A 15045-nucleotide genomic window follows, 5' to 3' on the forward strand; every position below is an offset into this window, starting at 1 on the left:
CCCCACCACAACCGCGCCCTCACGCCGTCGGGCGATAATCCCCACCCGGTGTGCAGGAACCCGCTATCAGCCCTCCGTCCGTGTCCATCCCGGCCGGACGCCGGCCCCTCTCCCGCGCCACACTCACACCAAGCCACGCTCTTTCAACAACTTACACGGCACAACCCCTTGCGCCGTCACGCCCCGCCCCCACACCGGGTAACGGTTCAGGAGCCGGCATAGGGTTTGCTTTTTCGACGGTGAACAACCATCTTTTTACTTTTTTCCATAGGGGGAATCACATGTCACACAACGCACCACAATCCACCGCGGAACAGATCATGACCCGTCGGCTCGTCACCCTTTCGCCCGAGACCATGCTTGAACAAGCTACCCGCACCCTTCTCGAAAACCAGGTCTCCAACGCGCCCGTCGTCAACAACGACAACAACCGGCGTATCCTCGTCGGCTTCATCTCCGAACGCGACTGCCTCGAATACCTGGCCAATGAAATCTTTTTCGCCAATCCCGATCAAACGGTCGCCACCGTCATGAAACGCCACCCCGTTTGCGTCTCGCCCCATACCGATGTCTTCACCCTCGCCTCGATCTTCACCCAACACAACTACCGGCAACTGCCCGTGGTCGCCGAGGACAACGAACTGGTCGGCATCGTCAGCCGACGCGACGTCCTCCAAGCTTTGGAACAGCACAACAACGCGGCGGTCGCCGATAAGAACGCGACCAAAAACCGACCCGACCTCGCCAAATTGGTGAATCACCGTTTCATCATTCGCTAAACCGCGGTCTTCGCCCGCGCAAGCAGGGCCCCCCGAGCGGCCAGACGCCGCGACCGCATCCAACGCGCACGACACCGAACCAACCGGGACGTCCGCGGCGCGCAAACGCCGCGGACCCAAGCGGGGCTGGTGCCGTGCGGGGCTGGAGGAAACGCCCGCCGCTACGGGTTTATTTGGGACGGAGCTGTTCCAAGATTTTGGCGTCGACCCACATAATGTCGGCCGTGCCGCGTTTCACCGAGCGATGAAATACCAGGTACTTGCCATCAGGCGTCACGCTCGGACAAAACTCGGACGCCTCGGTGTTGATGGTGTCGCCCAGGTTCACCGCATCACCCCAGGTCCCGTCGGCCTGCTTGAAACAAATGTACAGATCCGCGTTGCCGCGACCGGTTTCCCGCCGACTGTCCCACATTAAAAATGACTCGTCGGCGGCGATGAACGGATGCGCGTTGGCCCTGCCCGAGTTGACCTGGGGCCCGAACTTTTTGGGTTGCTCGTGTTTCCCGTCCACAACCCGCGAATAGCGGATCATCCCGCGTCCGCCCTCCGCGCCCATGTCGTCAAATACATAAGTCCCCTTGGCCGAGGCGGTCAGGCGCATGATCTTGTGGGTCGTGAACTTGGGATCCAGCGTCTTGAGCGCCGACCAACCGTCCGCGGTGCGTTCCTTGTAACGCCGCCCTAGGTGCATGATTTTCCCATCCGGCGCGATAAACGGCTGACCGACCCGATCCGATACCCTGGACTTGTACCAGCCGTCTGCTTTTTCCTCGTAAACCATGAACAGGTCCTTGTCGGTCTCCGCTTCCTCCTCAAGAAAATAAATGGTTTTTAAGTCGGGGGTGAAGGTCGCGCAGTATTCCCAACGCTCCGTGGTCACGATGCCGGGCGCGAAGGGTTCCGGTGTCATGCCCGGCGGCTTTTGTCCCAGGTAGGGCCCCTTCAAAAGAGGTTGCGACCTTGGCACCTCGACAGCCCCGTCTCCCGCGAATAAAGTAACCACCGCCACGATCATCATCCATACAGATTTCATAGTGTTCCTTTCCTCTAACCTAAGCCAAGCGATCCCGCCGCTTAGGCTTCATCGATGTTCCGCGGCGCGCGCGGCCGGATGGTCTTCGACGCGGTTCCGGCTCAGTCACGCCCGCTACCCGTGCCAATCTAGTCGATGGGTCGGAAAAACACCTGACATCCGCCTGAATTCCGGCTTACGTTTGCCTGACTGAAACTAACCATCACATTTTCATAGTTTTGCAGAACTGATTCAGAATACTTCCGCGGCACAAGGTCCCGGAATCAAGGGCGTGATTCAGCGAAACGGAAGCCAAAACCCGGCGTTTGTTGTCGCGAGTACCCCCCGTTTTCGTGTCCCTGGTCCAACGGATCCCAGCTTTTTGAGGCATGTGATTTCACCCACGGACCCCGCGCACTTCAGGTAAGATGAGGCCACGAATTGCAAGGCCGAGGCACGATGACGGAACAATATTGGATCGGTGATTTTTTTATTGATTGTTCGCGCAACCAAATCACCCATCACGACCAATCCCAAACCCTGGCCCCCAAAACCCTGGCGGTTTTGACCTACCTCGCCAAACATCAGGGCCGCGTTGTCAGCCAGGATACGTTGTTGGCCGAGGTCTGGTTTGATGCGGTTGTTTCCACCAACACGCTGCAAAAAAGCATCGCCCATTTGCGCAAAGCCCTGGGCGACGACGCCAAACGTCAGACCACCATCAGGACACACGCCAAGCAGGGTTACAGCCTGGAAGTCCCGGTACGCCGCCATGAACAAAGCAGCGTGGCCAACGACCTCACCCCGGAACCCCCACCGGAAGCACCGCCCGAAAACATGGGGATCGCGGGCGACGGGGTCGGCCCGGAAACAGCGCGCACGCCCGACCATCAGCCTCAAGTCGCCGGACCGCCGACGGGACCGCCGCTCGGACCGCCGACGGGACCACCGCTCGGAGCGCCGACGGGACCGCCGCTCGGACCGCCGACGGGACCGCCGCTCGGACCGCTGTCTGAATCGCCTCCCGGCCCGGCCAAAGCCCGCGCCGTCTCGATCCAACGAACAGCCTTGCTCGCGGGCATCATCGTCCTCGCCCTGTTGGGCTGGTGGATGCTGCCCAAACAACCGAATCCACCGCTCCGTGTCACCAAAATTCAATCGCTGACGGCCACCGACGACAAGGAATTTGACGCGGATTATTCACCAGACGGTCAGTACATCATATTTCATCGCTACGACGATCTCGCTTGCGTGAACAAGGTCTGGGCCAAAAACATCGCCACCCAAAAAGAGCACCAGCTCACCCAAGATTGGGGCGCCTACCGCAAGCACAGTTTGTCACCGGACGGCAAAACCTTGGTCCTCCTGGCCAACGCACCCTGCGATGCCGCGCCGCGCACCAAGAACTGTTACGACCTGGTCTACCTGGACTTTGAGCAAGCCTTGGTCAGCCCGCGGGTGCCGGACCTCTTGCTGCGCTGCGAAAACACCCAGCTCAAAAACCCGATGTGGGTGGATAACGACCATATCGCCCTTTTGCAGAAACCATCGGATCGTTGGAAGTTAATTCTGTACTCGGTCAGCGGCCGGCAAAGCGAGGTTTTGGTCGATCTCCAAGACGGGGAGGTGGTGGACTTCGATTACGCGCGCCAGGCGGCACTTTTTGCGGTCATCCGCATGGACCGCGACAGCCGACCCGTGCTCGATTTACGCAACCTCGATGGCAGCTTGCGCACAAGCCGGCCCATCGCCCTGCCGCCGGAAGCCCCGCAACACCGGCCGATCTACCCCACCTTTGACCCCGGCAACCAACGCCTGGTGTTTAGCACGGGGCGCCAACTCTTTACCCTTTCCTATGACGGCCGGGTGGACAAAATCGCCATGCCCCATGCCGAAACCCTGATGCTGCCGGAATTCCATCCCAATGGGAAGCGGCTGCTCCTCATTAAAGGCCCGCTCGACACCGATGTGTGGTTGGTCCCGATGGACAACCTAACCCCAACCGATTCAGACCATGACCGATCCCAGCCCAGCTTCGAACGCTCGATTCTGGGTGAGGACAGCGGCCTCTTTCAGCCGAACGGCCCCTTGATCGCGTTCTGGTCGGACCGCACGGGGGACCACCAAGTCTGGGTCAGCGACGGCCGCCACCCGCGGCAGCTCACCCATTTTCCGATGGACACCTATATCCGCGGTTTCGATTGGGCCGCGGACGGCGAAAGCATGCTGATCAACGGCAACAGCCGCTTGGTGCGGGTGTTCCTTGACGGCAGGGAACAACCGATCCCCCTGGCGTCCCCCGTGGTTCGCCTCTACCAATGGGACAGCGGGCGCAACAACGCCTTGTTCTCAGCACGCTTCGATGGCGCCGACAGATTGGTCACCGCGGATTTGAACACCGGCCGAATCACCATCGTGTCCGAGGCGCCGGTCATTTGGGCCGACCGCGACGAAACGGGCGCCCTTGTGTTTCGCGATTCGACCGGCCGGTATTGGCAGCCCGGCCCGGTCGAAGCCAAGGAAATCAAACCCCTTGCCGCCAAGGGAAAAGACGCCAAGGTTTTTCGGCTCAAAGACAGGCAACTTTACGGGATTAGCCGCGAAAAAAAGTTGTGGCGCTATCATCTGGATACCGAGGTAATGGAATCGCTCGGCCAGGTCGGCGGCAACGTCAGCCATCTAACCGATCTCAATCAGACCCATCTCCTGATGTCGACGATGGTGTCCTCCAAAAAAGAAGTGATCGAACTCCATCTCAAAGACTAAATACCGGCGCAAAAAAGCGACCCCGAACGCACGGCTCGGGATCGCTTCTCGGACGGAGAATCAGTTTATTGAGGCAGGGCGAACACGGTAACCGGGGGCGTGGGTTCCTCGTTTTCGTGATCACCAACCATGTAAATCAAACCCTCGTGGATGAACAGGTCGCTGGGTTCGCGCAGGACCTCGCGATCAATTGCGAAGGCGCGTTGGATTTCCCCGTCGAGGTTGATCTCGAGCAGGGTGTTGTACAGATCGGACAACGCATAAATCTTGCCGTTATGGTACTGAACACCGGCCGCATCGTACTCGAAAAGGCTGCCGCTCAGTTCGCCGGAATAGGATAAGGTTTTTCGCGAAAGCTCATTAAATGACGCATCCACTTCAAGCAGCATGTCGGCCTGGTCTGCATCGGGCGCGTCGGATAAGAGGTAGAAGGTTTGGGTATCGGGACGGTAACTTAACCCGGAAAACACCAGATCCTCGCCGCTGCTTCCCTGATACGCGGTGCTAAATTCCTCGCGGTATTGGAAACCGGTGCCGTCGCGTTGGTAGCGGGCCACATAACCTTCATCGGTCAAGATGTGCAGGCTGTCGCCGGTACCGCTGACGGCCTCGGTGCAGCCTTGGTTACAGGCCACGTTTTCATAGGTCACCTCGAAGCGACCCACCGACCCGAAACCCGCGTCCAGCTCAAAGATTTCGGCCTGATCGGTGCTGATAAACCAGCGGCCGAGCGCGTCTCGGTACAAACCGGACGGTTGTTTTACGTCCTCCGGTAAGGCGATTTGGTCGACCACGGCCAGTTCCCCGGCGTGGGCGATGGGCGATTCCGGTTCGGTCTGTTTGTCTTCAATCAGGACCAGGCTCAATTCGGGATCGGTGGTGGCGATGAGGAACCCGCCTTCAGGGACCAAAGCCAGGTCCGTGATGAGCACATCCTCGAAACCCAACACGCGCCATGACTGTTGGTATTCCAGCGAAAACCGCCCAATCTCAAATTGGAAAATTACTTGACCATCCTCACTGGAATCAAGCAGGTAGAGCTCGTTTTCATCGACAACCAGGCCGGTAATGTCCATGGGCCGGTCGAACTGGTACCGGGTAAAACACCAGGGCATGCGCTTGTCGAACAGCAGCAGGTGACCGCGACAGGCGTCGTAGGCCCAGACCTTATCCGACCCCGGTGAGGTGGCGATTTCACTCAGGTTGAGGTGGCCCCACAAGCGCCATTGCCGTTCGATGCCGCGTTCCGTATCGCGGAAAAACACGCGGGGACCGCCGTCCACCATCCAATACACGCCTTCCCCGTCGTGATCGATGTCGAGGGCGCCGAGCATTCGCGCGTCGGCGGGCAAGGGCGCGTAGGGTAACAGGGTTTCGCCGGCGTCGACCGCACCATAGGCACGCCGGTGCTGGAGCACTTCGATCATGGGCAGGTTAACGGAGACACTGGTGGGATGGAACACGGGTTCGTGGGAACCGTAATCCACGTATAGTGAAAGGGGGAAATCCTCTTCCATGGTTTTGTGCGCAACATCGGGTACGGCCACGGGCACGACCACACCGCCAAAGGCGCAAAGCGAACAGGTAACAAGCAGCAAGCAAACAGGTTTCATAAGGTACGCTCCTTTCAGTTTCGGGCTAAAAGAAGCGTAGAAAAGCGCGCGTGAAAGGTCCGTCAAACCGGCGTCAAAACCACGTGAAATCCCATGGCGAGGCGCGAACCCGCTAGTAAAACGAGCGAACGGTCGGCGGAAAAAGCATTTAGAAGACAAATCGGGAAACGGACGGAGCGAGCCCGCCCGCATCGGGCTGAAACGCGGGGTTTTTACGCATGGTCCGCGTAAGGAGAAGCGGGTTAGAAGGTCGCATCCAAATGGGCTTTGTAGCGCGCGAAGTCTTTTTCCGGGTCGGCGTTTTTCATCACGTCGTAGCAGGCGAAGGTCGGCAGCGGTTCCATGCCGAAAAAGCGGAAATTCATGTGCATCGGGAACCACAGATCGTCGACGCTTTTGCCTTGGAACAGGTATTCCTTGGGATCGTTAAAGGATTCCTCCGGCGCGTTAAAGGTCAGCGACAGCATGTATTTTTTGCCGGTGAGGGTGCCGCCCTCGCCGTAGTGTTCCTTGGGGCTGTCGCCGTGGCGGCCGTCGCCGTTGCACAGGGCGCCGCGCATGCCGGCGGTGTACACCTCGTCCATATACTTTTTAAAGGTCCAGGGCACCATCATCCAGTTAACGGGGGTTTGCAGCAGAACGATGTCGGCCCACTGATGCTTTTCAAGCTCCTCCTCAACGTTCCATTCATTATCGGTGTGCATGATTTGGGTGGTGTGGCCCTTGGCGGTTAAAACCTCGTCGGCAAGGTCGACAAGTGCTTGATTGAGTTTGCCCTCGGCGAAGGGATAGTAATGGTGGGCGTTAATCAGCAGGACATGGGACATAAGGGTTCCTCACTTTTGGCCGCGCTTCAACCTAGTTGACGCATCCCCGCGCCGCGTTGGTTGAGGCGACTTTTTTCTTTCGAAAACAAAGATACCGGTACCCAAAGAAGCACACAACCGGTGTTTTTTTTGTAACTACGTAGCTTGTACCTAAGAACCTAAGAAGCGCGATAAGTCGCGGTGATTTTCGCTAAACCTGGGCTGCAACGGCCTGTGAAAATGCTCACCGCCCCCAGTGGGTGCGCGTCGTGTGCGACCCCGGCCCGCTTTTTCCAAGCCATTTCGCTCCATATCTTTAGCGAAAAACCCACGCTCTTATCGCGCTGCTTAGGTTTGCACTCAGGCGCGCGTTCGAAAACTTTGCGGACGGCAACCATTCCCATGCCGGGGTGGCCGCCCACACGAAATAACCCGTTCTCCCTCGTCATCGGCAGCATGACCCAGCGTACCGACACACGCACCCACATGTTCGTCCGAAACACACCCAATTGGACGACGCCGGGGAATTCATGGGAATCCCACCTGATGCTTCCACCTAAGCGTGGAGTACCTAAAAAGGAAACATGGTTTGGTAAACGCGAACACGAGTCGAGTCACTACTGCAACAGCAAGAGATAACTTTCGGCCTCTGTTTCACCATGCTCGAAGTAAAAAAATCAGATAATATTAGAACAACAAGAGATAACCAAAAGATTATGTATTACATAACGATATGCAAGCATCATGAAAAGGAAAGGTTGAAAATAATAAATTGACAATTTTTCACAAGCCACTCAAAATATCAAGAACCACACCTAAAAACCTTTCCCGTAGATCGTTACCCATGGAGGCAGGTCTTGAATAGGCTCCGCATCTTGCATCTTGAAGATAATCAAGCCTACAGAGAAGAAGTAGCGGACCTGTTGCAGGCCAACTTTGACCCTTGTAGGGTCGCTTCAGCGGAAACATGGGAAGAAATGCAGCATGAACTGTCCATGGGGGTGGATTTGGTTTTATCCAACAGCTCCATTGCTTGGAATTTAGAGGGAAGAAGGACCATTGAATTTATCAAGGAGCAAAATCATTTACTTTCTATTATTATACTAGAAGATGGTTTTGATGTCCCCTCAGCGATCAAATTCATAAAAAACGGAGCCGCTGACTGCATACAAAAGTACAAAAACGAAGAGCTCATCAACGCAATTAAGGAAAATTGTTTTAGCGACGAGAAACAAAAGAGATTAAGTGAACGCCAGAATTTTTTAGCACGCATAACAACCGTTTCACTGAATGCCGTATACATTATTGATCTCTCCTTACTGTCTATTGATTATGTCAATACACAATATGTTCAGTTCACACAGCGAACACTTAAGGAGTTATCGGACATGGGACCCGCGGTGTTCCAAAACATTATCCATCCTGAAGATTTAGAACCCTTCCGTGCTCACGTAAGAAAGGTTCAAACACTTGAAAACGGTCAGGCATTGGAATTAGAGTACCGAATACAAAGAAAGAATGGTGCATGGCTATGTTGTCGTTCCAAAGACACCGTTTTTTATCGCGATTCAAACGGATCAGCAACGCACCTCATGGGCTTCTTCATAGATATCACGCAGTGGAAGGAAGATACACAACGGCTTAAAGATTCGCAGCGCGAATTGGAAATCATCGTAAGAGCACGAACCGCGGCGTACAAACGTATTTCAGCATCATGGAAAGCGACATTTGACGCAATTCGCGCCCCCGTGTGTATCACAAAAATGGATGGTTCAGTGGTACGCGCCAATGTCGCCATGCATGTGCTCCTTCAGTATTTTGAGGACTTGAAAGACAGAAAGCTTGATGAGTTTTTACCAACGCTTTCAGAGCAGTTAAGCGTCTTTTTTAAATCAAAGACATGGGAAGAAATGCAAACAGAGGATTGCTTTGAATGGCAGCATGTCGACGGCCAGTGGTTCGATGTCACCCTGTATCCAGTAAGAGATGCTCAAGACACCATTGATGAATTGGTGATCAGCATGCGGAACATCACCGAACGAAAACAATTACACGATATGCTCACACGTGCAAAGTTTACAGCCGACAACTCAAACGCCGCCAAAAGTCAATTTCTGGCCAATATGAGTCACGAAATTCGCACCCCTTTGAACGGCATTATCGGCTTATCAGAGTTATGCCTCAAGAACACCCGCCTTACCCATCAGCAAAATGACTATTTGGAGAAAATTCATTCATCATCCAAAGCACTTCTCAGAATCATAAATGATGTCCTCGACTTTGCTAAGATTGAAGCCGGTAAATTAGAGATGGAGCGTATCCCCTTTCATCTCGATGAAGTGTTAACCCGTTTGGCAAATATCGTTGGACTCAAGGCGCTAGAAAAAAACTTGGAACTGTTATTTGACAATGAAACCCCGGTAATGGACAAGCTTATCGGCGACCCTAGCAGGCTTTTACAGGTCCTTCTAAACCTTGTATCGAACGCCATTAAATTCACCGAGAATGGTGAAGTGGTGGTCGTAACAGATATTGTTCAACGAAATGACAACCAAATTGTTCTACAGTTTTCCGTAAAGGATACCGGTGTCGGCATGTTGGAAGAACAGAAGGAACATGTCTTTCATGCATTTACCCAAGCCGATTCTTCTACTGCTCGCGTGCATGGTGGCACGGGCTTGGGTTTAACAATCTGTGACCGTTTAGTACGCATGATGAAAGGCGTTCTTAAAGTTGAAAGTGAGTTCGGAAAAGGAAGCTGTTTTATCTTCGACGCCACATTTGACATCGCAAGCGAGGTGAAGAAACCGAAACCTTCGATGGATGCTGCCCTGCGTGATATGCGTGTCCTTGTCGTGGACGACTGTCGAACAGCCAGGAAGATTCACCGCCATTTTTTGACCTCTTTTTCATTTTCGACAGAGGTTGCTCAATCTGGTCAAGAGGCATTAGAAAAGATATTAAAAGCTGAGAATGAGGATCGACCCTACGGTCTTATTTTATTGGACTGGCACATGCAGGGCATGGATGGGATTGATGTTGTCGAACGCCTAGATGAGATGTATGGACCAGAGAATCGGCCCGCGATTATTGTTGTCACCGCTTTTAGTCAAGCGGTGGGCCTTAGTCGACAGTTAAAAGGCATTGTTGATGCGCTGCTTGAGAAACCAGTGAGGCGATCTACGTTATTCGATGCCATTATGGATGTTTTTCATTCTGATGGGCGGCGATTGAGCATGAGCGAGAATTCAGACGCCTCACTATCTTCCACGTATATTTTTCCAGATACAAAAATATTGCTAGCAGAAGATAATGAGATTAACCAACAAGTCGCGAGAGATCTTTTAGAAAACATGGCGATTCAGGTGACCACCGCCGGCAATGGTAAACAGGCCCTTGAAACGGTTCAGACATTCGATTTTGATGCAATTTTTATGGATATTCAAATGCCGGAGATGGATGGGTTGGAAGCAACGAGGAGAATTCGCGCTTTGAAAGGAAAGCGGTTTAAACGAATTCCCATTATAGCGATGACGGCGCATGCTTTGGTTGACGACCATAAAAAAAGTCTAGAGGCAGGCATGAATGATCACCTGACAAAACCCATTGACCTGCAAAGCCTAAATGAAACTTTGGCAAAATGGTTAGCCCAAAAGGCCATCAAGGAAACGAAGAAAAAGTCGACGAAAAATCATCTATTTATACCTATGCCGGGTATTTGTACCGCGACCGGCCTTAACCGTGTCGCCGGGAATGCCCGCCTCTATAGAAAGCTGCTATTGAGTTTCAGAACGAAAAATCTAGGGACCCCCGGACACCTTGAATACCTCGTAAGTACAGGCGACCTTCAAGCTTTGGTTTCCTCGGTTCACTCACTCGGAGGAAGCGCGGGAAACTTAGGCATCATCGATCTGTACAAAGCCGCAAAGGCTTTCGAAGCAAACCTCACCTTAGAAAATTCTGTAAACGCGACCTTATTCCAATCAGTTCAACAGGAGCTTTCTACGGCACTTACCTCATTAACGAAGTTCAAGAAAAAAACAATAAATTCCCGACCAAAAATACAAATGGGTAACACATTAAGCGAGGCTGATTTGAGATCTTACCTTCTCCAATTGGAAACGCGCCTTGAAAGATGGGACTCAGAGGCATCTATTCTGTTTGCCAAAGTGAAAGACACACTCCTCAGACAGGAGGTTTTAGACACACCGAAATTAGAACAACAGATTGAACAGTTTGATTTTGAGTCGGCGCTGACAACCCTCCGTCATATATTTGCCAAACAAAAACACGAAGAGGTTGCTCCATGATTGACAAACCTACTCTTCTTATTGTCGATGATGAACCAGACAATCTGAAGATTTTGAATAGTATTCTTGGAGACAACTACCGCGTCCTTGTCGCACCCAACGGAGAAGTTGCCGTCAGGATTGCGGTCTCGCAGAATCCTAACCTCATTCTTCTCGATATCGTCATGCCCGGCATGGATGGTTATGAAGTTTGCCGACTGCTACAATCAAACCCAAAAACCAAAAAAATACCGATTCTTTTTGCAACAGCAAAAGACGGTGAAATGGAAGAAGAACACGGTCTCAAGGTAGGCGCTGTAGACTACATCACCAAACCCTATAAACCGCCGGTAATTCGTGCACGTGTGCAAACGCATTTGCAACTCGTTCGTGTCGAGGCACTTGATCAATTTGCCGACGATGCGGTTTTTATGTTGGGGGAGGCTGGCCATTACAACGATAACGATACCGGTCTCCACATCTGGCGTATGGCGGCTTATGCTGAACTGCTGGCGCGAGCCAATGGTTGGAGCAAGGAGGCGGCTTTGATTCTAAGGCGGGCCGCGCCAATGCACGACACCGGAAAGATTGGCATTCCAGACGAAATATTAAAAGCGCCGAGGCCTTTGACCCCGGCTGAATGGGTGATCATGAGAACCCATTGCCGGATTGGCTACGACATTTTATGTCGATCTGATCACCCGGTATTCAAGATGGCGGCTGATATTGCACTGTGTCATCATGAAAAATGGAACGGTAGCGGATACCCCCAGGGCCTCACCGGTGAGGCGATTCCGATCTCTGCACGAATCGTCGCAGTTTGTGACGTGTTTGATGCGCTTACAATGCAACGCCCCTACAAAGAAGCCTGGTCTATTGAGGCCGCGATGCAAGAGATTAAAAACAGTACCGGCAGTCATTTTGATCCGCATTTGGTAAACCTATTTTTCGAAATAGAAGATCAAATCGTCGGGATAAAACAGAAATGGGATACAAAAGAAGCCAGTCATCCGAGTGTCAAACCCTTGGAGGGGTGCCATGACCCACAAACCGTCCATCCTCATAGTAGATGATGAACCCGATAACCTAAAAATCCTGAAAAGCATCCTCGGCAAAGGCTACCGAATTCTTGTGGCCCCCACTGGAGAAGTGGCACTCACCGTCGTTGCATCGCAAAATCCCGATTTGATCCTCCTCGACATCGTGATGCCGGGAATGGACGGGTACGAAGTGTGTCGAAGTATCCAAGCCGACCCAAGGACCCAAAAAATACCGATTCTGTTTACGACCGCAAAAGACGGCGATTCCGACGAGGAATACGGTCTCAAACTCGGCGCGATTGACTACATTACCAAACCCTACCGACCCGCGATTATCCGCTCTCGTGTTCGCGTCCATCTTCAATTAAAACTCAAACGAGATCTTCTTGAAGCCGAAGTTGTGAGAAAATCCGCGGAAATTTCACAACTTCACCGGCAGTTTCACGAAAGCCAGCGAACAGAACTTCTTCGCGAGCTTTCGGGCGGTATCGCTCATGATGCGCTCAATGACTGCAATGCAGCGTGTGCGTATCTTGCAGATATGCAAGAAGTCGTGCCGGAGGGTCACCCACTTCACGGACATGTTATGGAATGTCTCAAGACGCTACAGCACTGTGAAATCATCATCCGTGGTTTGCTATCCCATGCTAAGAAAAACACAAAAAAACAAGAATGGATCAATCCTACTTTTATTGCAGAAAACGCAAAACTACTTTTGCAGTCACTCGCCAAAGAAGTAACGATCGATCTAATCCAAGACACGCCAGGGTTGGAAATCTTCGCCGATGCGACCGAAGTTCATCAAATAATTATGAACCTCGGAATTAATGCGATCAGCGCCTTGCAAGACTGTGATCAGCCTACCTTGACGCTTAAGTTAGATTGTGTGGCCATAAACACGGCAGCGCCGTTGTTTCATACCAGTCTACAGCAGGGAGAAAGGTGTGTTTGTATTTCGGTAATCGATAATGGACGCGGTATCCCCCGCCAGGCGCAGGAACAGGTTTGGAACCCGTTTTTTACCACAAAAGAAGGCGGCACCGGGCTGGGTCTTTCCGTGGTTCGGGGCATCATGAAAAGCTACGGCGGTGGTATTACCCTGGAAAGCACAGAAGGAGAAGGTACCACCGTTTCGGTTTACTTTCCCTGTGGCTCAGATAGTTTGACGGAAGGGAATTCTTATGTCGATACAGGTTCTGTGCGTTGACGACAACCATACCCAGCTCAATTCTTTAGAAAATATACTGTGCCGGCTCTTCCCTTCGTTCGTGATCGAAAAAGCATACGACGCAAAAAATGCGCTTAAGAAGGTAACAGAACAGTCTTTTGATTTAGTGGTTACGGATATGAATATGCCGCGCTATAACGGCATCTGGCTTATTCAACAGATTCGTCAACAGTTCTCAAAAAACACGTTACCTATTCTCGTTCTATCGCAAGAATCTTTTGGAGACACCATTATCGCCGCCTCCAATGCCGGCGCCAATTGTTTTGTTGCCAAGTACGAGGTTTCACGAGCGTCAACACCTCAAATCGCTTTACAAAAATTCAAAAAAACGCTAAAGCAAAAAGTCGAAAGCGTTCTCCGAGACTTGAATTTTGTTGAGTTCCTGCTTCAGCAAGGTGTGGTAAAGCCCGAGGATGTAACACGGGCCAAGCACTTACAAAAGTTGTTTTCAACGATCTCGCTTCCTGCTTTGATCTTATCCCAGGTTTCCTGTGAGGAATTCGTCACCCTGTACAAAGAAGGAGATGATACCCTCGATCCTTTTATTTTTTTACTCGAAGACGACGTGCACTTTGAATTAACACGTAAATATTTACAATTAACGACTGTAACGGTTATAGATATCCTACTGATGCAAAAGAGCATTTTGCCCACCGTGCTCCAAGCGGCAAGAGAGCGCCATGAACTCTCTTTACGCACTTCTTTCAAAAAACATGCTCCGTCTCACGACAAGAAAAAGGCGGTAGAAATTCCGATGGACCAGACCGCTTTAAATCAATTTGTGCGAACAGCGGTGAGGAACGGCCACATCGACCGCACCAAGCAGCTTATTGCTGATGGGGCCAATGTCGAGTCAATTGACAAGAACGGCGTCAGTTTGTTAATGAAAGCATCCGCGATTGGATGCCTTGAATTGGTAACCCTACTCATTGACGAAGGCGCCAAAATCAATCATAAATCAAAACAGCTTTGGCAACCGATTACCTATGCGGTCTTTAACGGCCATGAACCTATCGTTCATTACCTCATTCAGCAGGGCGCTGAAGTACACAACAACACAAAAGACGGTTCATCTCTCCTGGATATAGCATTTGAACATAAGTACACAAATATTCAGTCCGCCCTGCATCTGGTCGGCGTTAAACGTTGCAAGTTGGTCAATAAATGAACGCGGTATTTCGTCTTGCGTTTGACCTAAGAAGCGCGATAACTCGCGGAGATTTTAGCTAAATCTCTGGGCTGCAACGCCCTGTAAAAATGCTCAGGGCCAACGGCTGCGGTCGTGCGCAACCCCGGTCCGCTTTTACCGTAAGCCTACCAACGAGCAGGCAAAAACGCGCCCTCGCTTCCTTTAAGCTAGAACCACGAGCCAACGCTAGATCAGGTTGAAGGTCTCGTGCTCATTGGCAAATGCATAGGGAAGCTGAAAGCCGCGGCCGTTGCGGATTCGCATAATCGTTTCCGACAGATACTTCTTCGGGTCGACACCGCATAAAGTGCAGGATACGC

Annotated in this window: 9 protein-coding genes; 6 read left to right on the top strand and 3 right to left on the bottom strand. The window is 52.2% G+C overall.

Features of this window, described 5'->3' with window-relative positions; translation table 11 throughout:
- Positions 1-281 precede the first annotated feature (281 nt).
- Positions 282-779, top strand: coding sequence for a CBS domain-containing protein (locus J3U88_RS32715; RefSeq protein WP_207863381.1), 498 nt, complete (start codon positions 282-284; stop codon positions 777-779).
- Positions 780-948: 169 nt separating this feature from the next.
- Here J3U88_RS32715 and J3U88_RS32720 read toward each other — a convergent pair whose 3' ends face one another.
- Complete coding sequence (locus tag J3U88_RS32720) at positions 949-1815, bottom strand: TolB family protein (protein ID WP_207863383.1); 867 nt, start codon at positions 1813-1815, stop codon at positions 949-951.
- Positions 1816-2253: 438 nt separating this feature from the next.
- Between J3U88_RS32720 and J3U88_RS32725 the strand changes: the two genes are divergently transcribed.
- Positions 2254-4560 carry a winged helix-turn-helix domain-containing protein gene (locus J3U88_RS32725; protein ID WP_207863385.1) on the top strand — a complete coding sequence of 769 codons (2307 nt, stop codon included), beginning with the start codon at positions 2254-2256 and terminating at the stop codon, positions 4558-4560.
- 65 nt (positions 4561-4625) lie between these two features.
- Here the strand turns inward: J3U88_RS32725 and J3U88_RS32730 are convergent, their stop codons facing one another.
- Entirely contained in the window at positions 4626-6173 is a 1548-nt protein-coding gene (locus tag J3U88_RS32730) for an SdiA-regulated/phytase-like domain-containing protein (protein ID WP_207863387.1), read from the bottom strand.
- Positions 6174-6415: 242 nt separating this feature from the next.
- Positions 6416-7000: an NAD(P)H-dependent oxidoreductase gene (locus tag J3U88_RS32735; protein ID WP_207863389.1), complete on the bottom strand. Its 585-nt coding sequence runs from the start codon at positions 6998-7000 to the stop codon at positions 6416-6418.
- 836 nt (positions 7001-7836) lie between these two features.
- Between J3U88_RS32735 and J3U88_RS32740 the strand changes: the two genes are divergently transcribed.
- From J3U88_RS32740 to J3U88_RS32755, 4 genes are read left to right on the top strand one after another with little or no spacing between them, the layout of a single operon-like run.
- Positions 7837-11289, top strand: a complete 3453-nt coding sequence (locus tag J3U88_RS32740; RefSeq protein WP_207863391.1) for a response regulator — start codon at positions 7837-7839, stop codon at positions 11287-11289.
- A complete protein-coding gene (locus J3U88_RS32745) occupies positions 11289-12341 on the top strand; it encodes an HD domain-containing phosphohydrolase (RefSeq protein ID WP_423842103.1) in 1053 nt (350 codons plus the stop codon). The genes J3U88_RS32740 and J3U88_RS32745 overlap by 1 nt, the downstream gene beginning before the upstream one ends.
- A complete protein-coding gene (locus tag J3U88_RS32750; RefSeq protein WP_207863395.1) occupies positions 12307-13515 on the top strand; it encodes a hybrid sensor histidine kinase/response regulator in 1209 nt (402 codons plus the stop codon). Before J3U88_RS32745 ends, J3U88_RS32750 begins: the two co-directional genes overlap by 35 nt.
- Complete coding sequence (locus tag J3U88_RS32755) at positions 13490-14704, top strand: response regulator (protein ID WP_207863396.1); 1215 nt, start codon at positions 13490-13492, stop codon at positions 14702-14704. The genes J3U88_RS32750 and J3U88_RS32755 overlap by 26 nt, the downstream gene beginning before the upstream one ends.
- The last annotated feature ends 341 nt before the right edge of the window (positions 14705-15045 follow it).

This window comes from Acanthopleuribacter pedis, from assembly GCF_017377855.1.
Taxonomy (GTDB): domain Bacteria; phylum Acidobacteriota; class Holophagae; order Acanthopleuribacterales; family Acanthopleuribacteraceae; genus Acanthopleuribacter; species Acanthopleuribacter pedis.